Origin of the sequence: Streptomyces sp. TP-A0356 (genome assembly GCF_001417775.1) — a bacterium.
In the GTDB taxonomy this organism is placed as follows: Bacteria; Actinomycetota; Actinomycetes; order Streptomycetales; family Streptomycetaceae; genus Streptomyces.
Genome location: NZ_BBZJ01000025.1, coordinates 252,519 through 273,434, shown reverse-complemented (window position 1 = coordinate 273,434; position 20,916 = coordinate 252,519). Strand labels below are relative to the sequence as shown.

The window sequence follows — 20,916 nt, the reverse complement described above, 5'->3', positions numbered from 1 at the left end:
CCTCCATCATCGAGGAGAATTGTGGATCTGACCACTCCCCGAAACGGTAACGCGCCTCTCGTACTACACCGTCCCGCGAACGACCGGCAGATCGGTGACGAGGCGCCTTCCGATCTTGCTCCCTTCGCACGCAAACCGGTCTTCGTCGTCGCCGGAATCGTCGTTGCCCTTCTCCTGCTGGTGAGCAACAGATTCGGCTTCTTCAGCGACGAGTTGTACTTCATAGCCGCGGGAAGGCATCCGGCCTGGGGGTACGTCGACCAACCACCTCTGGTACCGCTGCTGGCCCAGGGAATCGAATACCTCTCCAACGGATCACTGGTGGCCCTGCGTGTGCCCCCGGCTCTGTCGGCGGGCGCGGGAGTCGTGGTCGCGGCGCTCACGGCTCGTGAGCTCGGCGGCAAACGGATCGCCCAGATCCTCGCAGCCGTCGTCTACGCGCTGTCTCCCGTCGTCCTGATGACCGGACACGTCCTCGCGACCGGCGGCCTCGACATCAACCTGGCCGCCTGCACCGCATGGCTGCTCATCCGGTGGATCCGGGTGCGGGACGACCGTCTGCTGCTGTGGATCTCCCTCATCACCGCGGTAGAGGTGCAGATCAAGTACGTCAGCGCGAGCTTCTGGGTGGTCTTCGTCATCAGCGCCCTGATCTTCGGGCCCAGAAGCATCCTGCGACGCCCCAACCTCTGGATCGGCGCGGGCATCGTGGCCGCTTCGGCGATCCCGAGTCTTGTGTGGCAGGCTCAGCACGGCTGGCCCCAGGTCGACATGACCAAGGTGATCGCCAAGGAGGTCAGCGACTCCGGAGCGGGCGGCGTCGGCTTCATCGGTGCCGCCCTGTCACTCTGCGGTATTGCGGGGGCGATCTTCCTCGTGTACGGAATGATCAAACTGATCGGATCGTCCGCCCACCGCAACTATCGCGTCCTCGGCTGGAGCGTTCTGGGGATCGCGCTCGTCTATGCGGTCACCAATGCTCGCGCGTACTACCTCGCGGGTTACCTGGTCATTCCCCTGGCCGCCGCAGCCGTCGCATTCGAGGGCAAGGCCTCGCGCCGCCTGTGGAAGTGGCTCGCCGTTCCCGTTTCCCTCCTCTCTCTCGCTCTCATTCCGATCGTTCTTCCGATGTATCCCGCGTCCGCGTTGAACCGCATGCCGGACGGGGTGTCGAAGGATACGGTCGGCTGGCCGGAGATGGCGGACACCGTGGCCGGCATCTACAACTCCCTGCCCAGCGGGACACGGCAGAACACGGTCCTCCTCACCGATGGTTACGGACAGGCCAGCGCCCTGGACCGCTACGGTCCTGCACGCCACCTCCCCCCGGTGTACAGCGGCCATCGGGGCTACTGGTACTTCGGCCGCCCGTCGGACGGCGCCACGAGCGTCATCTACCTCGGCGCGGACAAGCCGTACCTGGACCGGTTCTTCAAGAGCGTGCGCAAGGTGGGTACGGTCGACAACCACATGCACGTGTCCAACGCGAGCCGGGGCCAGGTCATTTGGCTCTGCGAGGAACTGCGGCAACCCTGGTCGCGGCTCTGGCCGCGTCTCTACCACCTCACCGCCGTCACCGCACGAGGAGACGTGCCGTCGAAGTGAGCTCAGAAGTAGCCGTCCCTCTTGCGGTCCTCCATGGAGCTCTCGCCGAGGCGGTCGTCGGCTCGGGTGGCGCCTCGTTCCGAGAGCGCGGCCGTGGCCGTCTCGGTGAGAACCTCGATCGCTGTGGTCGCCGTGGAGTCGACGGCTCCGGTGCAGGACATGTCGCCGACCGTGCGGTAGCGCACCAGCCGCTTCTGCACGGTCTCGCCGGGTTCGGGGCCGCCCCAGTCGCCGGCGGCCAGCCACATGCCCGCGCGGTGGAAGACCTCGCGCTCATGGGCGTAGTACAGCGAGGGCAGGTCGATGTCCTCGCGGGCGATGTACTGCCACACGTCCAGTTCGGTCCAGTTGGAGAGGGGGAAGACCCGGACGTGTTCGCCGGGGGCGGTCCGGCCGTTGTAGAGCTGCCACAGTTCGGGGCGCTGGCGGCGCGGGTTCCACTGGGAGAACTCGTCCCTCAGCGAGAACACCCGCTCCTTGGCGCGGGCCTTGTCCTCGTCACGCCGGGCACCGCCGAGCACCGCGTCGAAGCGGTGGCCGCGGATGGCATCCGTGAGCGGCAGCGTCTGGAGCGGGTTGCGAGTGCCGTCGGGTCGTTCGGCCAGCACTCCCCGGTCGATGTACTCCTGGACGGAGACCACGAGCAGCCGCAGGCCGTGCCGGGCCACCAGCCGGTCACGGTGCGCGAGGACCTCCGGGAAGTTGTGGCCGGTGTCCACGTGCAGCAGCGGGAACGGCACCGGGGCGGGGGCGAAGGCCTTGCGGGCCAGCCGCAGGACGACGATCGAGTCCTTGCCGCCGGAGAAGAGCAGGACGGGGCGCTCGAACTCGCCCGCGGTCTCCCGCAGGATGTGGACGGCCTCGGACTCCAGGGCGTCGAGATGCGAGAAGGGCCCGCGCCCGCCCGCCGGTGCGGAGCCGCGGTGGCCCGTCGGCGTCCTGTGCAGCGTGCTCATGCCAGCCGGCGGGCGACCAGCAGGGCGTGGACCTCCGCGGCGGCCCCTTCGATGCCGAGGCCGGTGATGTCGACGGTCAGGTCCGGCGCGGCCGGTGTTCCACCGGTGTCGTCGGCGCCCGGCCGCCGGCAGACACCGGCCCCCTGCCGCGCGTACCGGCTCTCCGTGTCGCGCCCGGCGCCCGCCTCGACGGGCGTCACCACGTGCACTACCAGGTAGACGGCTCCCGACCGCTGGTGGCGGGCACGGACGCCGGCGTGGCCCGCCGCGTCCGCGTCGGCTGACGAGACCACGGCGATCACCCCGTTTCGAGCGAGGACCTCCGCCATCAGACCGATGCGCCGGACGCCGGCGTCGTGGTCCGCGCGGCCCCGGCCCCGAAGGACCCGGACACGGACCGCGTCGCCGTCGAGTGACTCGGCGCGATGCCCCTCGGCCCGCAACCGGGCGGCCAGGGCCCGGGCGAGAGCGGTCCTGCCCTCACCGGACAGGCCCGTGAGCCAGACCGTGGCACCGCACGAGCATCGCTTCGCCCCGCACCGGAGCGGGGCGGCAGCGGGCGTCGGCGCGCTGTCCTGTGCGGTCAGATCCATGCTGTCCTGTCTCCATAGCCCAGCCGTTCGGCGACCTCGACGGTCCCTGGGCACAGCGCCGGCTCGATGAGCGCCGCCCGGGTCCGCCAGCGGCCACCGCGGGGGGTGGCCGTGGCGACCACGGGTTCGATCCCCTCGTACACGGCCTTGCGGAAGGTGCCCTCCAGCGGGATGCCGAGCCAGTCGCTCAGCTTCTCGAAGGAGCCCACACGGTCCTCCGCGCTGCCGATGAGATCCTCGAAGCGCAAGGTCATGCTGTCCGTGCCGGTCTGCTCCAGGTCGTCCAGTACCGCCCGGTGCGAAGTGCGCCACTGGAAGGCGCACACGTCGAGCAACGGCCGGTCGGTGTAGTCGCGCCAGCCCGGCGGCAGGTCGAACTTCCACCACCACCGGTTGTCCACGCCGTGCTCCACGTACCCCTCGATGCCGAGGGGTACGGTCATGCGGTGGGCGTGGAAGCCGCTGTGCAGCCAGCCGTCGTAGAGACCGTTGACGGCGGCCGCGGGGTTGCGGGTCAGATGCAGGACCCGGAAGCGGGCTTGGGGGAAGAGCGCCCTGAGGAAGTCCATCCGGTGCACGTTGCTGGGGGTCTTGATGACCAGGGGCTTGTCGCGGACGTCAGCCGCGTCGGCGCGGCCCCAGGCGCGGGGCAGGACGAAGGGCGGCTCCTCGATGAGGAAGTCCCCAGGGGCCCGGCCGGCCGCGGGCCCCGGTTGCGCCCCGGCGAGCCTGGCTCTGGGCAGGTCGTAGAACCAGGGGTTGACCGGGATGTCCTGCGCGGTGAGCTCGCGGCTCAGCGCGAGGAGCACGGCACCGGGGTCGCGGATCTCGCCGGGCGCCCAGTCCTGCCGGGCCCGGACCCTGGCGAGGACCCGCTGGGCCGTGCGGGCCACCCGGACCGGGTCGAAGGACAGCACGGGCCACTGGACCGCAAGCCGCCAGGCGAGGTCGAGCGCGTACGTCTCGTCGTCGACGCGGTCGACGGCGCAGCCGGCGTCCCTGGCGAGTTCGTCGCCGAGCATCCGCAGTACGTCGGGGGCGAGGGACGCCACATGGTCGGCGGTCAGCCGGTCCGAACCTGTGCCGGAGGCGGGGTGGTCGAGACCGGCGAGCCGCAGGAACGGGTTGAACTCCGCGGTGAGGTGCAGCAACGACGGGGACTCGCGCAGCATCTCGGCGACCATGCTGGATCCGCCGCGCGAACTGGACGCGATCACCACGACCTCACCCACCGCGGAGGGGAAGTCCGTCACCGCGGGGCCGCGCAGCTCGCGCAGCGGGGCCAGTCGGCGTCGCAGCGCCTGAAGGATGCCGGCGCTGGTGGGTGCGTACATGGTCATCCGGCGATCACCGCGGCTTCCGCAACGAGTAGACGCACCAACGCCACTGGTCGCGGATGGAACCGTCGGCGTCCACCTCGAAGGGGTGGACCGCCCGGACCTCCGGCGGCGCGTCGTAGAAGAGGCGGCGGATCTCCTGCCGGTGGGCCGGAGTGGTCTCGTGGGTGTCGATCCAGGTGTCGATCGACTCCCACAGCAGGTACTCCTTCATGACGACGTCGGTGAAACCCGCCCCGAGGAGAAGGTCGCGGAAGTCCTGCTCGCGGAACATCTGGTAGAGCAGCGGCTGCTTCTTCTTGAAGACGCGGTACATCCAGAAGGCGTCCTCCTCGGCGAACGGCACGATCTGCCCGACGATGAACTGCCCTCCGGGTCGCAACACCCGGAAGATCTCCGAGACGGGGCGCTCGGGCTGCGGCAGCAGATGGAGCACCTCCCGGGTGACCACCAGGTCGAAGGAGGCGTCCTCGTAGGGAAGTTCGTAGACCGTGCCCTGGTCCACGCGGTCGAGACGGGTGGAGGCGATCTCCACCATCTCGGGCGTGATGTCCAGACCGATCAGCTCACCGACCTTGCCCCGGAAGGAGTTGCCGACGACACCGCTGCCGCAGCAGACGTCCAGCATCCGTGCGTCGGGCGGCACATCGGCCAGCTCGGCGTGCTGCTTCAGCAGGCCCTCGTCGGTGAGCCACTCGCAGGAGTCGTGCCAGTTGCGGGACCGGATGCCGAACTGGCGCTGGTAGACCTGGTAGTCGATCTCCAGCTCACGGCGTTGGAAGCGGGCGGTGCGGCTGGCCAGCCGGGCGGCGAGCCGGGCCCGGGTGGCGTCCAGGGCACGGGCGACGACCCGCCGCCCCAGTTCCTCGTCCTTCTCCATGCGGTGGGTGAACTCCCGCTCCACACGGTCCTGGACGAATGCCCCGACCTCGGGGTTCTGCAGGCGCTTCTTGGTCTGGCCGTCGAAGCGGGGGCTGTCCATGCGCAGTGAGACGACGGCGGTGAGGCCTTCGAGGATGTCGACGGCGGTGATGCGCTCACCGGTGCGCTCGTCGAGCATCCGATGTGCCGTGGCGAAGCGGTTGATGGCGTTGGCCAGGGCCACCCGGATGCCGTCCACATGGGCGCCGCCCTGGTCGGTGCGAACGCCGTTGACGAAGCTGCGGATCTCCTCGGTGTACCCCTCGGTCCACTGGAAGGCCAGGTCGAAGCCGACCTTCTCCGTCTTCGCGGTGACCACGACGGGCTCGGGGTAGATGGTGGAGGCGTCCGCGTTCAGCCGGTCGAGGAAGGCACGCACCCCGCCGTCGAAGCGGAACTCCGTGTGCTCTGAGGTGCGTTCGTCCGCGAGGCGGACGATGAGGCCCGGGTGGAGGAAGGCGATCTCCTGCAGACGAGAGGTGAGCGCACGGGCGGAGAACTCCGTGGTGTCGAAGACGTCCGGGTCCGGCCGGAAGGCGATCGTCGTGCCGGTGCCCTCGGCGGGCCCGAGCCGGGTGGCTTCGGTCAGGGGCTCGCCCCGGGCGAACTCCTGCCGGTGGTGGCCACCGTCGCGGCGGATGTCGGCCCGCAGCCACACCGCCAGGGCGTTGACGCAGGACAGACCCACGCCGTGCAGTCCCGCGGAGTGGGTGTAGGTGGACCCGGTGAACTTTCCGCCCGCGTGGAGGGTGGTGAGGACCACCTCGGAGGCGGGCCGGCCCGTGTCCGGGTGCGGGTCGACGGGGATGCCGCGACCGTCGTCGGCGACCGCGCAGCTCCCGTCGGAGCCCAGGGTCACCGTGATCTCGCGGCAGTGCCCGGCCTCGAACTCGTCGACGGCGTTGTCGAGCAGTTCGAAGACCAGGTGGTGCAACCCGTCGGCGGTGGTGGAGCCGATGTACATCGAGGGGTTGCGGCGGACGGCCTCGAGCCCCGAGAAGACCACGATCGACGAGGCGTCGTAGTCCGTCGCGGTGCGGGCGGGCGCCGCGAGCAGATCGTCAGTCATCGCTTCCTCCGTGCCCGGATGTGAGCGCGGGCTCCCGGCCCGCGGGTTCGGCCAGTTCCCGCAGTGCGGCGTCGAGCCGGGCGACGTGCGCCTTCTTCAGGGCGGCCGCGGTGGTCAGCCAACTGGCCACGTCGACCTGGCCCTCGTCGAACGCGGCAGCCGTCAGCTCGGGATACGTACCGTCCGCGTCCCTCAGCGCCTCCGCCACCGACGAGGCCAGGTTGAGGGCGGTGTCGCCGATGCCCTGCGGAACGTGGTCGCGCAGGACGTCCAGATGGCCGTGGGCGGCGCAGGCGACACTAGCGGCCAGGTCACGGAAGAGTTTCGCGATCTCCGTGCGCCCCTCGATCTCGGCGATCTGGGCGAAGTAGGTGTACCGCTGGACGGTCAGGGCCTCGGCGGCGAGCGTCGCGCGCAATCCGGCGGCGAAGCTCTCGCTCAGGTGAGCCATGGCACTCCTCGGTGCTCTGCCACGGGTGGGTCACGCCTTGTGGCCCGTGACGACGACGAACAACATGTGATCCGTGAACCGGCCGTCCGACTCGCGTACCGCGTGCAGTGAACGGAACCGGGGGGACGCGTTGCGGTAGACCTCGCGGATGGCTTCCCTGCGCTCCTCCTCGATGGCCCCGTTGTCCGACCAGACGTCGACGTCCTCCACGGAGACGTAGCGGCGGGTGGTGACCGCGTCGCAACCGGCCTTGCGGACCAGGTCTTCCAGGTCGGTGGGGAGGAAGAAGTGCCGGCGGACGGGGTTGCGCAGCCGGAGGATCTCGAAGTACTCATCGCGGTCGGCCGGCCCGTAGGCGCAGAGATGGACGAGGACGACCTTTCCGCCGGGCCGGGTCACGCGGACCATCTCCTCGACCGCGTCAGGCAGGTTCATGAACTGCACGCCCTGCCGGCACACCACGATGTCGAACGAGGCGTCCTCGAAAGGCATCGACTCGGCCGGGCTGATGACCAGGCGATCCACGTGCGCGCGGGCCTGCTCGGCCATCTCCTCGGTGATGTCCACCCCGACGACCTCGGCGGTACGTCCCCGGAAGACGCGGGACACCAGTCCGGTTCCGCACGCGACGTCGAGTACCCGGTCGGTGGGCCGCGGTGACGTGGTGGCGAGGACGACCTCTGCCAGGTCGCTGTCGGTGCACCAGGAGCTGGAGCGGTCGTAGGTCGCGGCGCGGGCGGCGAAATGGCCGGTCACGTCTTCTCGGCTGATGGTCAAGGGAACTCTCACTCCTCGTCCGGGGATCGGGGCGTCCGGGAATCGGGACATGGGCGACCGGGGCGGACACGGGCGCGCGGGCGCGGGGCCGGCCGGGACGCGGCGCTACTGGCGCCGCGGGGTGAGGCGGCCCGAGAGCGGAGATCCGGTGGTCGTACGGACCGGCAGGGTCCGCACACGCAGCCAGCGCACGTAGACGTCCCGGGCCAGCCGGGAGCGGTAGTTGCGGTCATGACGCATCGAACGGGCCTCGATCCGCAGCCGCAGCAGTGCGGAGCGCACCGCCAGCGCGAGGGCCGAGGGGTCCCGAGCACCGGCTGCCAGCGGATCGACCGGGTAGCCGAGTGCCTCCTTCACCGGGCCGGTGGCCTTGTCCACCAGGAGCCGCTCGCGTGCGGTCAGCCCCTCGCGGTGGGCACCGACCCGGCCCGTGCTGATCGGGCCGCCGGCGCGCCGCCAGGACTCGGAGAGCGCGGCGGTCTGCCGCGCGGCCGCGGACGTGTGGTGCGCCAGCATGGCCGGCTCCAGGCGCTCGCCGAGGAACGCGCAGAGCCTGGCGAGCTCCTTCTCGGGGGCGGACACGAGGTCCTCGTAGCGCAGCAGATGCACCACGTCGGGGCCCCAGGTGTCCAGGGCGGCCCGTGCGCGCTCCTGCTGACGGCGCCACAGGTGCGCCATGCGGTAGGGGTGACTCGGGCCGAAGACCGCGCGTTTGGCCGACGACGACACATCACGGGGTTCCCGGACCAGCCATACGAAACGGGCGCCGGGGTATTCGGCGAGGACCTCGTCGACGTGATCGACCATGAAGGTGCTCTTGCACCCCCAGCGGGCCACGCCCTCGGCCCGCCGGTGCTCCTCGTAGATCGCGGCGACCACCCCGAACAGCGTCGGGGTGGCGGCCGCCGTGACCCGTTCCGCATCGACGGAGTGGGGCCAGGGATGGATGTGCCGTCGGAGCAGGCCCAGGGCGTCGGCGACCAGGCGGCTGCGGTTGCCCGCGTCCGCGAGGTCGCCGTACCGCCCGGCGAGCGGGGCGAGGAAGCGCATGAAGTGCGGCGGGTGCGGAATCGTGATGCGGGAATGGGCGTCCAGCATCAGACGGAGCAGATTCGAGCCCGACCGTTCGGTTCCGATGATCAGTATGGGGCTTTCGGTCCTGTCGAGGCTCGCCGGTGTCATGCCTCACCGACGGCGGCCGTGGCACCCATCCGCTTCGCTCCACACTGCATGATGCTGCTGCCGGCCGCGGCGACCTCGGGCGTCGCGCACTTGTCGAGCGTGAACCGGTCGGAGCCGGGCGCCAGCGGTCCGGCGCCGGAGCTCCACTGGGCGCGCCAGCCCTCGCCGGCGTAGTCCGTGGAGCGCGGCAGACCGTCGTCGGGCTGGGGGTGGAAGTACTGGAAGTTCTCCGGATAGTGCCGGAAGTCCATGACGGGGCCGGGCTGGTAGGCGTCGTAGATCCGCTGGTAGGCGTCCCGGCATGCCTGCTCGGGCAGCCCGCTCACATTGAGGAACTCGTCCTCGTGCAGGGCCTGCTCGACGGAGAGCCAGTTGAGGTGGTCGATCTCGGAGCGGATGAGGCCGCTGCCCAGCGCCTGCTTGTACACCGTGGTGCCGGGCATGGCCGACAGGTACTTCACGCGGGTGACGTGGTTGTAGCTCTCCGCGAAGTCGACCATGTGGTTGAGCGATTCCTCGCTCTCGTTGGGCAGGCCGACGATGAGCAGGGAGCCGAAGCGGACACCACCGTCGAAGGTGGTGCGCATGGCCCGCACGGTGAGGTTCTCGCTGCTGCCCTTGCGGGCCTCACGGAGCACCTCGCTGCCGAGCGACTCCACGCCGTACAGGATGATGTCGGCGCCCGAGTCCCGCATGGCGTTGATCCTCGGGACGTCCATGTCGGCGCAGCGCGTCAGACAGGTCCAGCGGATGTCGTAGTCCTTGATGACATCGCATATCTCGATCGTCTGGCCGCGGTGCGAGCTGAAGGTCAGATCGACGAAGAAGCAGAAGTCGATGCCGTACTGGCTCTTCAGCCAGGCCATGTCACGGTCCATCTTCTCCTGCGACTTGGCCCTCACCTGCGGCGTCGTGCGGTAGCAGAAGGAGCAGTCCATCTTGCAGCCGCGGCTGTAGGAGGAGATGATCTGCGGCTGGAGCCCCATGGGGCTCTTCGACTGCGGCCACAGGTCGAGTCGCATCCTCGGCAGCGCGTCGAGGTCCATCATCTGGCCGCGTGGACGGGTGCGCTTGACCTCCCCCTCGGGGGTCTCGTACCAGATGCCCCGGATGTTGGGCAGGTCCTGCGACCACTTTCCGGCGGCGTAGCTCTCCATGAGCTCCAGAATGGTGATCTCGCCCTCGCTGATCACCGCGACATCGCACTCGGTGCTCTCCATGAACACATGCGGTACGGAGGTGACCAGGGACCCGCCGCAGATTATCGGGATGTCCGGCTCGGCCGCACGCACCTTGGCCATGAGTTCCCGGCAGAAGGGGAAATTGTCCTCGAAGGTGCACACGCCGAGGACGTCGGTCTGGCCCACGACCTGGTCGTACGCGGATTTCAAGGGGTCGAGATCATAGCGGACGTCGACGATGCGTACCGGGTAACCGGCGTTGTGGAGCACCGTCGAGATGTACGTCGCGCCCTCGTACGGCGAGGTCAGGAAGAACTCCCAGCCGCGCGGCATGGTGAACGGGGACGGCCCCACGACGAGCGTGAAGCGGGGAAGCGAGGGATCCGTCGCCACGGGCGTGAGGTCCTGCTCACGCATCTGGTGCATGTACCGCAGATCCACTGATTCGTCAGCGTTGGCATACAGCTCGATTGCCAGGGATTTGGGCGCCATCCGAGATTTCCTCCGGCTGTAATCGCGGCCTCTGATGCGCTTTCCAATCGCCGTTCTCCCCTTGCGGAACGGGGGTTCAGACCGCTCCAGCCTGACATAGCGGCGGTGAGGCGTAAAGCGGCGATGAACAAGCGGAAAGAGGCGCCTGGGATGGTCGGGCGATGGGCTACGCGCTTTCCTGCCTGCGGGTACGGAGTTCTTCCGCGAATTGGTGCCAGGCGCGGGCGCAGTCGTCGGCCAGATCGACGATGAGCTCGGCGCAGTGCGCCGGCACCCCGCTGATCAGCTCCTCTCGGCTGCCGGAGACCCGGGCGTGCACGTCGAACAGCCGGAGCAGGGCCCGGCCCGTCTCGGTGAAGCGCAGCGAGGGATCCTTCCTCAGCAGCCGCAGCAGGGCCTCGGGATCCCGGTCGGGGCCGCGACCGGAACCGCAGTCGGCGAGGAGGACGGTGACGCCCCGGCCCGTCTCCTCGTCCAGAGCGGCGGTGCCCCGGTCGGAGCGGGAGTCACCCCGGCCGCGTTCGGGCACCGGTCCCTGACCGAGCCTGAGCCGCTCCCGTACGTCGTGGGCGGTACCGAGTGAGATGCCACAGCGGCGAGCCACCTCGCGCAGCGGGAGATCCGGGTGTTCGGTGATCAGCCGGCTGGCCTCACGGCGCCCCTCGGAGGCGTCGACCGGACGCATTCGGCCGTCCCGGCCGAGCCGCGCGTTCAAGTGAGGGCCTTCTCCGGTTGAACGACGGCGGATGGACGCTACGGTCTTCGGGGAGAGCCCGGCTGCCGAGGCGATGGCCCGATCCGACCACTGCCGGTGGGTGACGATGATGCGTTCGGCGGCAGCGGTGCGATCCGCCTGCGAGAGCGGCAGTCCATGCCGCACATTGCTGCGGACCGCCAGGACGAACGCGTCCGCGGCCGATCCATCGAAATAGCGGACCTGGATGGTCTGGTCGCCCCTGATGCGTGCCGCCCGGAGCCGGTGCATTCCGTCGATCACGCGCATGGTGGGGCGGTGTACAAAAATCGGCGGAAGATCCACGTCCGCCGTCAGGATTAACTCCGTGTGCTCCTGACATTCACCTCCCAATCTCGGTGAGTCGGAGGCGTGTAGCAAGTCGACCGATACCGTGTGCACAACATCGCCCGGATGAGCAAGATCGTCCCGTTCGTGATGAGCCACGGGGCCTCCAATCAGGATCGGAAAACGCGTCTGATCGAGCAGGTGGAACGAGGGGAACGCGGTGACGGATCATTGTCGCGATCACATAACCACCAACCAGCGCCGATCTGCCGTGGATGACGACAGGAATGCGGGATGACCGACCAATGCTGACCCGTCTGTCAGTTGGCTGTCCAGGGGTCGAGCACGGGCATCGGACTCTGTCCGAATCCCCGTTCCCCACCTTCCGGAAGCACGGCACATTTCAGCCAGTCGGGCCCCGATCGTGGTCGTTGAACACCGCCTTCGCCAGGGAATTCCGGCACTCTGTCCGCACGTGATCCAGCCACGTCAGAGAAGAGCATCGATGACGAACGTTCTTTTCGTTTCACTCGACACCGTGCGGGCGGACGTCGCCTACTCGGGCAGAATGCCCGGCATCGAGTCGCTTCGCCGCCGGGGCGTCACCTTCCGGCAGGCCGTCTCCTCGGCGCCGCTCACCCCGATCAGCCACGCCAGCGTCTTCACCGGGCTGCAGCCCGCCGGTCACGGCATCCGTCATCTGCTGCGCGAACAGCTCCGGCCGGACGTGACGACGCTGGCCGAGCGGCTGCGCGCGGCCGGTTACGCCACCGGAGCCGTGGTCTCCTGCCCCGGCCTCAACAAGTGGTACGGGCTGAACCGCGGTTTCGACTTCTACGACGACGAGATTCCCCGGCTGCCCGACGGCAGCGACCCGCTGACGGTCGGTGACGTGAAGATGCGTGGTCTTGCCCTCAAGCGGGCTCCGCTGGTCGTGGACCGGGCCGTCGAGTGGCTGGCCGGCCGGCAGGAGCCGTTCTTCCTCTTCGCGCACTTCTTCGACGCCCACTGGCCCTACGAGCCGCCGGAGGACGTCGGCGTGCCGGTCGACAACCCCTATGAGGGCGAGGTGGCCTACAGCGACCACTACCTCCAGCGGCTCCTCGCACGGATGGCGGAGATGGGTCACGCGATCGACGACACGCTGGTCGTCTGCTTCTCCGATCACGGCGAGGACCTCGCGGGCTGGTACCCGAACGACCACTCCGGGGAGCTCGGCCACCCGTACGAGGAGGGGCACGGCTGTCTGCTGTTCGACGCCACCCAGCACGTACCGCTGATCTTCAGCGGGCCGGGGGTGCCGCGCGGCGCCGAGATCGACAGCCAGGTACGCCTGGTGGACATCGCGCCGACCGTCCTGGACCTGCTGGGCATGGACAAGGCCGACTGCGACGGCACCCCGCTGACCGAGTTCTTCACCACGGGCGCGGGCGCCTCCCGTCCCGCCTACTCGGAGACGTACTACCCCGAGGAGCGGCGGGCCGACGGGCAGTACCCGGACCTGCTGCCGCTGACCTCCGTCCGGTTCTCGGACGAGGGCGGCCGACACAAGGTGATCTGGCACGTGGGCGGTGACCGCGTGGAGACCTACGACTTGATCGCCGACCCCGACGAGCTGCGCGGCCAGTCCCTGGTGATGCCCGACGAACACCCCGGCCGGCGCGGCTGACCGGGCCGCGGGCCGCCGCGCGACGTGCCGGCGGCCCCTGCCGCGGTCAGCCCACGAGGCTCTCGATCCGCCGGGCGTGCATCAACGTGACGAGACGGCAGGCGTCCTCCAGATCGTCACCGAGCGCCTCGGGGCCCTTGAGGTACCAGTACAGCTTCCGGGCGACGCAGCCGCGTCGGAGCTTGGTCGCGTATCCCTCCGGGCCGTAGTTGATCTCCCGGGCGCCGCGCCGCAGTGCCTCCTCCACCATCTCGTAGTAGCCCAGGTTGAAGTGGGCGAAGCTCTTCTCCGCGGTACGGTCCACGTCGCGGGCCGCCATCTTCACGTGGATGACGCCGGCTCGCTCCAGGAACACCGCGAACGCCAGGAGTTCGCCGTCCCGGCGCCCGACGAGCATGTGCGCGTACTCGCCGACGTTGTCCACGACGGAACGGAACACCGCCCGCTCGCCCTCGAAGTCGTAGGCAGCGCCGTATTTCTCCTGAAGCCGGGCCTGGAGGTGGGCGATCGTGTCGATGTTGTCCTCGATCGGCTCCAGGCCGACGGTGAAGCCGCTCTCCTCGAAGAGCCGGCGCTCCTTGAGGACACCGCGGCGGCGGCTGAGCGTCGCCAGATAGCCGTCGAAGGAGTCCCAGGCGACGGGCAGCACACAGGTCGCGCCGACCTGGACCGCCGTATAGCCCTCCTCTTCCAGGACGTTACGCAGTTCGCCCTCGTGCTCCTCCACGTAGAGAACGGCGGAGCAGTCGGCTTCCCACTCACCGCGCAGCGACTCCATCTCCCGCACCAGGGGGCGCAGCACGCCGGGCTCACCCGACCACGAGAGTCCGTGGGTGAAGCCGAACGGGGCGGTGCTGACGACTGAGTTGGCCAGGGTCTCCTCGATCCGTCCCGCCAGCCGCGCGGCCCGCGCGCGTTCCCCGGGCGACAGCAGGGCCCCCAGGGACTCGTTGCGCAGATGTCCGGAGGCGAGGCCCACCGGTGTGAAGAACGGCGGCACCCCGGGCCCCATCCCGTACACGGCGGCCGATCCGCGTACCGCGCCGGTCCCGTCGCGCTCCAGGAGGTAGCGCTGCCGGTCCGTGAGGGCGCCCTCGACACTCGCCGTCCAGCCGGGTGTGAGGAAGACGTTGTGCCGCGGGTCGGCGGGCCACTGCGGCACCTCCGCGATCTTCGAGTAACACTCCGGCTTCATCAGTCGCACGTCCCTTTCCACTTCTGTGCTGTCACACTCTTCCGGCAGGTACGTCGGATCCGCCGTTGTTCTCGTGCCGCGCCGCTCCCCCGCCGGGCGGTGGCAGGAAGCCTTCGCGCACGAACGCCGCGACGTAGTGCGCGAAGAGTGCCTCGTCGACCGGCGGCAGACCGACCGAAGTCTCCCGCAGGGCCCGGCGCGTCGAGGCGGAATCGAAGACCCGGGGTGCCCCCGCGTCGGGCTCCTCCGGCCGGGACCCCGCCGACGGGATCAGACCGAGCAGCGGGAACGCGGCGTTGGCGGGGTCCCGCTCCACCCGGCGGTGCCAGGCGGTGAGCGGGACGCCGTCCAGCGTGTGGCCGAGCGCCCGAAGCCGCCGCACGGCCTCGGCGAAGGGCAGCGGACTCTCCCCGGACACATGGTAGGTACGGCCCGCGGTGGCCGGATCGACGGCGAGGGAGACGACCGCCGCGCTCACCCCGTCGACGGGCACCAGGTCGAACGCGGACGTGTAGTCGTCCGGGGCCGCGCCCACCTGGAGACATCCCTTGAGCAGCAGCCAGAGGAAGTCGGAGGTCTGGCAGACGCCCGTGGTGGTGTCGCCGCTGATCCGGGTGGGCCGGAACACCGTCACCGGCAGGCCTCGTCGCCTGGCCTCGTCGACCAGGGCCTCGGCGACCCACTTGGTGCGCGCGTAGCCGTGACGGAGGAGGCTTCCGTCGCCGCGCGGGGTGTCGGCGGAGATCCGGCCGAACGGCGGTCCCGCGGGCGGGTACACCCCGACGGTCGACACATGGTGGACCGGCACGGTGCGGTGGGCCGCGGCCAGCCGCAGCACCTCCGCCGTGCCGTCCACGTTGGCGGCCTTCAGCCGCTCGTACGGCCACGTCAGATTGACGGAGGCGCCCACGTGGAAGACCGCGTCGACGGTCCGCGCGAGCCGGTCGGCATCCTCGGGCGTGAGGCCGAACCGGGGGCGGGCGAGATCGCCCGGCAGCGGCCTGATGCGGTCCGCCCGCCATACGGAGGCCAGCCCGTAGCGGTCCAGGGTGTGCCGCAGCCGCTTCTCGGCGGCCTGCGGGTCAGCGGCGCGAACCAGGCAGTGGACGACGGCGCCGGTGCGCTCCAGCAGATCGCGCAGGACGAACGCGCCGAGGAATCCGGTGGCCCCCGTCAGCAGCACCTCACGCGGTGCCGCCGCCGACCGGACCGGGCCCGGCGCCGGGACGATCGCGGGATCGAGCACGGCCTCCGCGGCGAGGTCGGACGCCTCCGGGCCGCCGCCGGGGATCCGCGCGAGCCGCGCCAGGGCGGCCGGGGTGGGCGCGGCGAAGACGTCCCCCGGCCGCAGGGCGAGGCCCAGTTCGGCGCGTAGGGCCACGACGAGGCGGACCGCCAGCAGGGAGTCCCCGCCGAGTTCGAAGAACTCGTCGTCCGGGCCGACCTGTCCGGCGCCGAGGACGTCCGCCCACACCCCGGCGACGGCCTTGGTGAGTCCCCCCGGAACCGTGTCCGGGGCGACGGTGTCCCGGTGCGCGGGCCGTGCGGGGCGGGCGTCCGCGTACCGCAGGCGCAGGGCCGCCCGGTCGGTCTTGCCGGTCGCCGTGCGGGGGAAGGCGGGGACGGGGAGCAGCACGGTGGGCACCAGCGGTGGGGGGAGCCGCTCGCCGAGCGCGGCACGGACCTGTCCGGGGTCGGCCCTGCCGGTGTAACAGGCCACGAGCCGGCGGCTTCCCGCGCTTTCGCCGGTGACGAGTACGACCGCGTCACCCACCCCGGGCACGCCTTGGAGGACAGCCTCCACCTCACCGGGCTCGACTCGGTGGCCGCGGATCTTCACCTGGCCGTCGGCGCGGCCCAGGAAGCGGATCGTGCCGTCCTCCCGTATCGTCCCGATGTCGCCGGTGCGGTAGAGCAGGCCGGTGCCGCCGGGGTCGGCCGGGTCGGGCACGAAGCGGTCGGACGGTGCGTCCCCGACGTACCCGGTGCCGACGCAGGCGCCGCCGACGCAGATCTCGCCGGGGACGCCGAACGGGCGGGGCCGCAGCCGGGCGTCGAGGACCCGCACCGTGCTGCGGGGCACCGGACGGCCGATGGGCGGCCGGTCGGGCCAGGAGGCGGGATCACCGGTGAGCGGGTGCCGGGTGACCACATGCGTCTCCGAGGGGCCGTACTGGTTCTCCAGCCGGGCCCGGGGAGCGGCCGAGGTGAAGAACGAGCGGATGGCCGGGGTGACGATCAGTTCCTCACCCGCGGTGACGACCTCCCGGAGGCTGTCGGCGCGGCGGCCGACCGCGACGGTGTAGTCGGCGAGTTGCTGGAGCGCCACGTACGGCAGGTGTATGCGTTCCACCGCGTGCCGCTCGACGAGGTCGAGCAGGCGGTGCGGGTCGCCCCGGACCTCGTCCGGTACGAGGACGAGCCGTCCGCCGGAGCCCCAGGTCGCGAAGATCTCCTGGAAGGCCACGTCGAAGCCGAGCGACGCCAACTGCAGGGTGCGGGTGCCGTCGGCGGCGGTGGAGGCACGGCACTGCCAGTCCACGAGCGAGGCCAGTGAACGGTGCGGGAGCGCCACGCCTTTGGGCCGCCCGGTCGAGCCCGAGGTGTACACCACGTAGGCGGGGGCCTCGGAGCGGAGTTGCGGCAGCGGAAGGTCCGGAGCATCGGTCAGGTCGCCGGGGCGCAGCACGGTGATCCCGGGCGGCAACGGCCCGGGATCACCGTCGTCCTCGGTGAGCAGGGCGGCCGCGCCACTGTCCCGCAGCACGAACGCGACACGCTCCTCGGGCCAGGCCGGGTCGACGCAGACGCAGGCGGCGCCCGCCCGGAGCACCCCGAGTAGGGCGGTCAGCGCCCCGGCCGAACGTTCCCCGCGCAGGGCGACCCGGTGGCCGGTCAGGCCCCGCGCCACCAGGGCCCGGGCCACGGCGCCGGAGCGCGCCCACAGTTGCGCGTAGGTGAGTTCCTCGCGGCCGTCGTCGACGGCGACGGCGTCCGGAACACGCCGCGCGGTCCGGGCGACGGCCTCCGCCGCGGACGGCGGAGGCCCGGCGGGGTCCGCTGCGGAACCGGAGCGGGCGACGAGCCGACGCCGCTCGGCGTCGTCCATGACGACCAGGTCGTCGACGGCCCGGTCCGGATGGGCCGTGGCGTCGGCGAGCAACGCGAGGAAACGGTCCGCGAGACGGCGGGCGGTGGCCGGGGAGAACAGTTCCGCGGCGTACTCCAGGCGGCCGAAGTAGCCCCCACCGTACGGGACGAGATGCAGGAACACGTCGAACTTGGCGGTTCCGTTGTGGGGGTACAGCCGTTCGGTGCTGACTCCGGGCAGACGCAGCCCGGGGCCGCCGGCGTCGTCCACGGTGAGCACGATCTGGAAGAGCGGGAAACGGGAGCCGGTGCGCGGCCGGCCCAGTTCACGCACGAGGCGGCTGTGCGGGACCCGGCGGTGGGCCATGGCGTCGCGGACGACGGCGGCGGTGTCCGCGACGAGCTCGCGGAAGGTCAGCCCGGGCCGCAGCCGCTGGCGCAGCGGCATGACGTCGGTGAGGCAGCCGACGACCGGCTCCAACTCCAGCCGGTCACGACGGCTCACGGGCGTGCCGATCACCAGGTCGTCCTGGTCGGTGAGCCGGCCGGTGAGGGCGGTGAGAGCGGCCGCCAGCACGGTGAACGAGGTGGAGCGCAGCATCCGGCAGATGTGGCGGACGGCCGCACCGAGTTCGGGTCCGACGGTGAAGCCGACCTCGCCGCCCGCGGGACCGAGGCGCGGCGGGCGGGGGTGGTCGAGCGGGAAGGAGGTCTCGGCGGGCGCGTCGGCCAGCACCGTGAGCCAGTGCTCCAGGTCCGCGTCGGCCCCGGCGGTGTCGGCGCGCCTGGCTGCGGCGTATGCGGCGAACGACGGGACCGGGTCCGGCAGTTCCGGCGGGCGGCCCTCGACGGCGGCCCGGTACAGCTCGGCGAACTCCTCGTCGAACAGACGAAGGCTCCAGCCGTCGATCACGGCGTGGTGGACGGCCACCGCGAGCACCGCGTCCCGTGGACCGCAGCGCAGCAGGGTCGCCCGCAGCAGCGGAGGCCGGTCCAGCGGCAGGGGGCCGGACACCGCGGCGCGCAGTGCCTCCTCCAGTTCACCGGGGAGCACCGAACGGACGTCGAGCGGCACCGGGGCCGGTGGCGCGACACGCTGCACGGTCCTTCCGTCCGCCAGGACGAGGGCGGAACGCAGCGGTGCGTGGCGGGCGACGATCCCGGTGAGGGCGGCGGCGACGGCATCGGTGTCGAGATCGCCGCGCAGCCGGTGCGTCCATGACTCCACGTACCGGCCGGAGCCGGGCACGAACTGGTCATCGAGCCAGATGGATTCCTGCTCGAACGACATGGGGGCGCGGAGGCCGGGAGGGGTGCTCACAACGGGTTCCTCCGTCTCCCGCGTGCTGCTCATACGGGTTCCTCCGTCTCCCGCGTGCCGTCGCGCCTCAGGAGTGTCGCCGCCAGTGCGGCCCGGTCCAGCTTCCCGGTGCCGGTCAGGGGCAGTGAGTCGGTGCGCCGCACCACGTCCGGCAGCAGATGCCGGGGCAGTACGACGGCGAGTGCGCGGCGCAGGGCCGAGGCCCCGGGGAGTTCGGAGTCGGTGCCGTCACCGGTGTAGAAGAGCGCCAGCCGGTCGTAGGTGCCGTCGGCGCCGGGGACCGGGACGGCCGCGCAGTCGCCGATGCCCTTGAGGTCACGGGCCGCGCTCTCCACCTCGTCGGGTTCGACGCGGTGCCCGCGGATCTTCACCTGCCGATCGGCGCGCCCGGCGAAGTGCAGCAGCCCGTCGGGATCGAACCGGCCGAGGTCGCCCGTGCGGTAGATCCGCTCGGGGCGGCCGTCGGGTACGAGGACGGGGAAGGCGCGCGCGGTGAGTTCCGGCTCGCCGAGGTAGCCGACGGCGACGCCGTCACCACCGACGCATATCTCGCCGATGCTGCCGGGGGGCGCGGGACGGCCGTCCAGCAGGACACGGACGCGGCGGCCCGGGGCGGGCCGGCCGACGGGAATGCCGCCGGGCCTGTCGCAGTCCTCGGGCGTGACCCGGTGCACGGTCGCGAACACACAGGTCTCGACGGGGCCGTAGCCGTTGAACAGGGCGGCCGAGTGTCGCTCCATGAAGGCGCGGACATGGGGAACGGAGAGCCGCTCGCCGCCGGTGAGCACCCGGCGCAGGGGGCGGAAACAGTCCGGATCCTCGTCGACGAACAGATTGAACAGGGACGCGGTCAGCCAGACCGTGTCGACGCCGTCCCGGTCGGCGAGCGTGCGCAGGACGGCGGGCAGCAGCGGGCCGCGCTCCACGAGGACGCTGGTGCCGCCGCGTATCAGCGGACCCCAGGTCTCCAGCGTGAAGGCGTCCCAGCCGACGGGCGCGGCCTGGGGCATGACGGGCGCGGCCGGAAACGGTGCGAAGCCGGCGTCGAACAGACTGGTGGTGGCGGCGTGGGCGCTGACCACGGCCTTGGGCCGACCGGTGGTGCCGGAGGTGAAGAAGACGGTGGCGGGACTGCGGCCGGTGGGGGCCGGCAGGGACGGCGGTGCCCCGGACGATCGCGCGCGGCGGTCCGCCGTGTCTCGGGGGTCGCCGTCCGGCGGGGACCACACGGGCCCGGCCCAGCCCTCGAACGGGCCGGGTGCGACGGCCACCGGTGGGCGGAGCGTGGCGAGGACGGTCGACAGGCGCCGGGCGGGCCAGGCGGGGTCCAGGGCCGCGTAGGCCGCCCCGCACTTGAGGACGGCCAGCAGCGCCGCGACGAGAGCGGGCGAACGGGGCAACAGCACCGGCACGAAGCGGCCGGGTCCGGCCCCGAGGGCGGCGAGCCGGGCGGCCCAGGCGTCGGAGAGGGCGTCCAGTTCGCCGTAGCCGAGTCGAACGTCGCCCTGGGCGAGGGCCACGGCGTCGGGGGCGCGCCGGGCGTGGCGGGCGACCGCGGTGTGGATGAGGGGCAGCGGGCCCTCGGCGGCCGCGTGCCCGCCGGGTGCCCGCTCCCCCGGGCCCGTGCGCGGGGTACCGACGGCCCCGTTCACCGGGCCGCCCGCGCGGCGTCCACGGCCTCGATGAACCCGGCGAGGTCGTCGCTGTCCAGCAGCGCCGCGGGATCGATGTCCGTGCCGGTCCGTCGGCCGATGCGCAGACAGATGCGCAGCGCGTCGAGCGATGAACCACCGATGTCGAAGAAGCTGTCCGACGGCCGGAGAGGACCGCAGCCGGTCACCTCGTCCACCACGGAGAGCACCAACTCGCCCGTGGAGATACCCGCGTCGTCCGTCATGTGGGGGCCTGCCACGCTCCTGCCTTCCTGTGAGTGGCCATGGGTACTGCTGAGTGGCCATGGGTACTGCCGGTGCTTCTGCGCCCGGGGACCGAGGTGTCCCGGCGGACGGTCACGCGCCGGCCTGCCCGAGGCCCGGTTCGGCGCCCTTGCGGTCGT

The 20,916-nt window shown here is 71.2% G+C and carries 15 protein-coding genes; 2 read left to right on the top strand and 13 right to left on the bottom strand.

The features are described 5' to 3' along the window. The first annotated feature begins 180 nt into the window (after positions 1 to 180). A complete protein-coding gene (locus ASC56_RS27585) occupies positions 181 to 1,605 on the top strand; it encodes a glycosyltransferase family 39 protein (RefSeq protein ID WP_159039707.1) in 1,425 nt (474 codons plus the stop codon). Between the two features lie 2 nt (positions 1,606 to 1,607). On the opposite strand, the gene cysD is transcribed toward ASC56_RS27585, so the two are convergent. The 9 genes from cysD to ASC56_RS27540 form a co-directional block, all read right to left on the bottom strand. Next, positions 1,608 to 2,561 carry a sulfate adenylyltransferase subunit CysD gene (cysD, locus tag ASC56_RS27580; protein ID WP_079102727.1) on the bottom strand — a complete coding sequence of 318 codons (954 nt, stop codon included), beginning with the start codon at positions 2,559 to 2,561 and terminating at the stop codon, positions 1,608 to 1,610. Continuing rightward, positions 2,558 to 3,154, bottom strand: coding sequence for an adenylyl-sulfate kinase (locus tag ASC56_RS27575; RefSeq protein ID WP_079102726.1), 597 nt, complete (start codon positions 3,152 to 3,154; stop codon positions 2,558 to 2,560). Before ASC56_RS27575 ends, cysD begins: the two co-directional genes overlap by 4 nt. Continuing rightward, positions 3,145 to 4,494: a sulfotransferase gene (locus ASC56_RS27570; protein WP_234377083.1), complete on the bottom strand. Its 1,350-nt coding sequence runs from the start codon at positions 4,492 to 4,494 to the stop codon at positions 3,145 to 3,147. Before ASC56_RS27570 ends, ASC56_RS27575 begins: the two co-directional genes overlap by 10 nt. Before the next feature lie 7 nt (positions 4,495 to 4,501). After that, complete coding sequence (locus tag ASC56_RS27565; protein WP_055494261.1) at positions 4,502 to 6,481, bottom strand: methyltransferase domain-containing protein; 1,980 nt, start codon at positions 6,479 to 6,481, stop codon at positions 4,502 to 4,504. Next, complete coding sequence (locus ASC56_RS27560; RefSeq protein ID WP_055494260.1) at positions 6,474 to 6,932, bottom strand: ferritin family protein; 459 nt, start codon at positions 6,930 to 6,932, stop codon at positions 6,474 to 6,476. The genes ASC56_RS27565 and ASC56_RS27560 overlap by 8 nt, the downstream gene beginning before the upstream one ends. 30 nt (positions 6,933 to 6,962) lie before the next feature. Further along, positions 6,963 to 7,709, bottom strand: a complete 747-nt coding sequence (locus ASC56_RS27555) for a class I SAM-dependent methyltransferase (protein WP_234377082.1) — start codon at positions 7,707 to 7,709, stop codon at positions 6,963 to 6,965. Positions 7,710 to 7,814: 105 nt separating this feature from the next. Then, positions 7,815 to 8,891 (bottom strand): sulfotransferase, encoded by a 1,077-nt coding sequence (locus tag ASC56_RS27550; protein ID WP_055494259.1) that lies wholly within the window; start codon positions 8,889 to 8,891, stop codon positions 7,815 to 7,817. Beyond that, positions 8,888 to 10,564, bottom strand: a complete 1,677-nt coding sequence (locus tag ASC56_RS27545) for a B12-binding domain-containing radical SAM protein (protein WP_055494258.1) — start codon at positions 10,562 to 10,564, stop codon at positions 8,888 to 8,890. The genes ASC56_RS27550 and ASC56_RS27545 overlap by 4 nt, the downstream gene beginning before the upstream one ends. A 166-nt stretch (positions 10,565 to 10,730) precedes the next feature. Next, positions 10,731 to 11,567 carry a ParB N-terminal domain-containing protein gene (locus ASC56_RS27540; protein ID WP_055494257.1) on the bottom strand — a complete coding sequence of 279 codons (837 nt, stop codon included), beginning with the start codon at positions 11,565 to 11,567 and terminating at the stop codon, positions 10,731 to 10,733. A gap of 523 nt (positions 11,568 to 12,090) precedes the next feature. On the opposite strand from ASC56_RS27540, the gene ASC56_RS27535 reads away from it, so the two are divergent. Next, positions 12,091 to 13,254, top strand: coding sequence for a sulfatase (locus ASC56_RS27535; RefSeq protein WP_055494256.1), 1,164 nt, complete (start codon positions 12,091 to 12,093; stop codon positions 13,252 to 13,254). Positions 13,255 to 13,300: 46 nt separating this feature from the next. On the opposite strand, the gene ASC56_RS27530 is transcribed toward ASC56_RS27535, so the two are convergent. From ASC56_RS27530 to ASC56_RS40725, 4 genes are read right to left on the bottom strand one after another with little or no spacing between them, the layout of a single operon-like run. Further along, the gene (locus tag ASC56_RS27530; RefSeq protein WP_234377086.1) at positions 13,301 to 14,449 is read right to left on the bottom strand and encodes a GNAT family N-acetyltransferase; all 1,149 of its coding nucleotides are present in this window, start codon (positions 14,447 to 14,449) and stop codon (positions 13,301 to 13,303) included. Positions 14,450 to 14,480: 31 nt separating this feature from the next. Further along, positions 14,481 to 18,893, bottom strand: a complete 4,413-nt coding sequence (locus ASC56_RS27525) for a non-ribosomal peptide synthetase (RefSeq protein ID WP_055494254.1) — start codon at positions 18,891 to 18,893, stop codon at positions 14,481 to 14,483. Continuing rightward, the gene (locus ASC56_RS27520; RefSeq protein WP_055494253.1) at positions 18,890 to 20,512 is read right to left on the bottom strand and encodes an amino acid adenylation domain-containing protein; all 1,623 of its coding nucleotides are present in this window, start codon (positions 20,510 to 20,512) and stop codon (positions 18,890 to 18,892) included. Before ASC56_RS27520 ends, ASC56_RS27525 begins: the two co-directional genes overlap by 4 nt. After that, complete coding sequence (locus ASC56_RS40725; protein ID WP_159039706.1) at positions 20,509 to 20,772, bottom strand: acyl carrier protein; 264 nt, start codon at positions 20,770 to 20,772, stop codon at positions 20,509 to 20,511. Before ASC56_RS40725 ends, ASC56_RS27520 begins: the two co-directional genes overlap by 4 nt. Between the last annotated feature and the right edge of the window lie 144 nt (positions 20,773 to 20,916).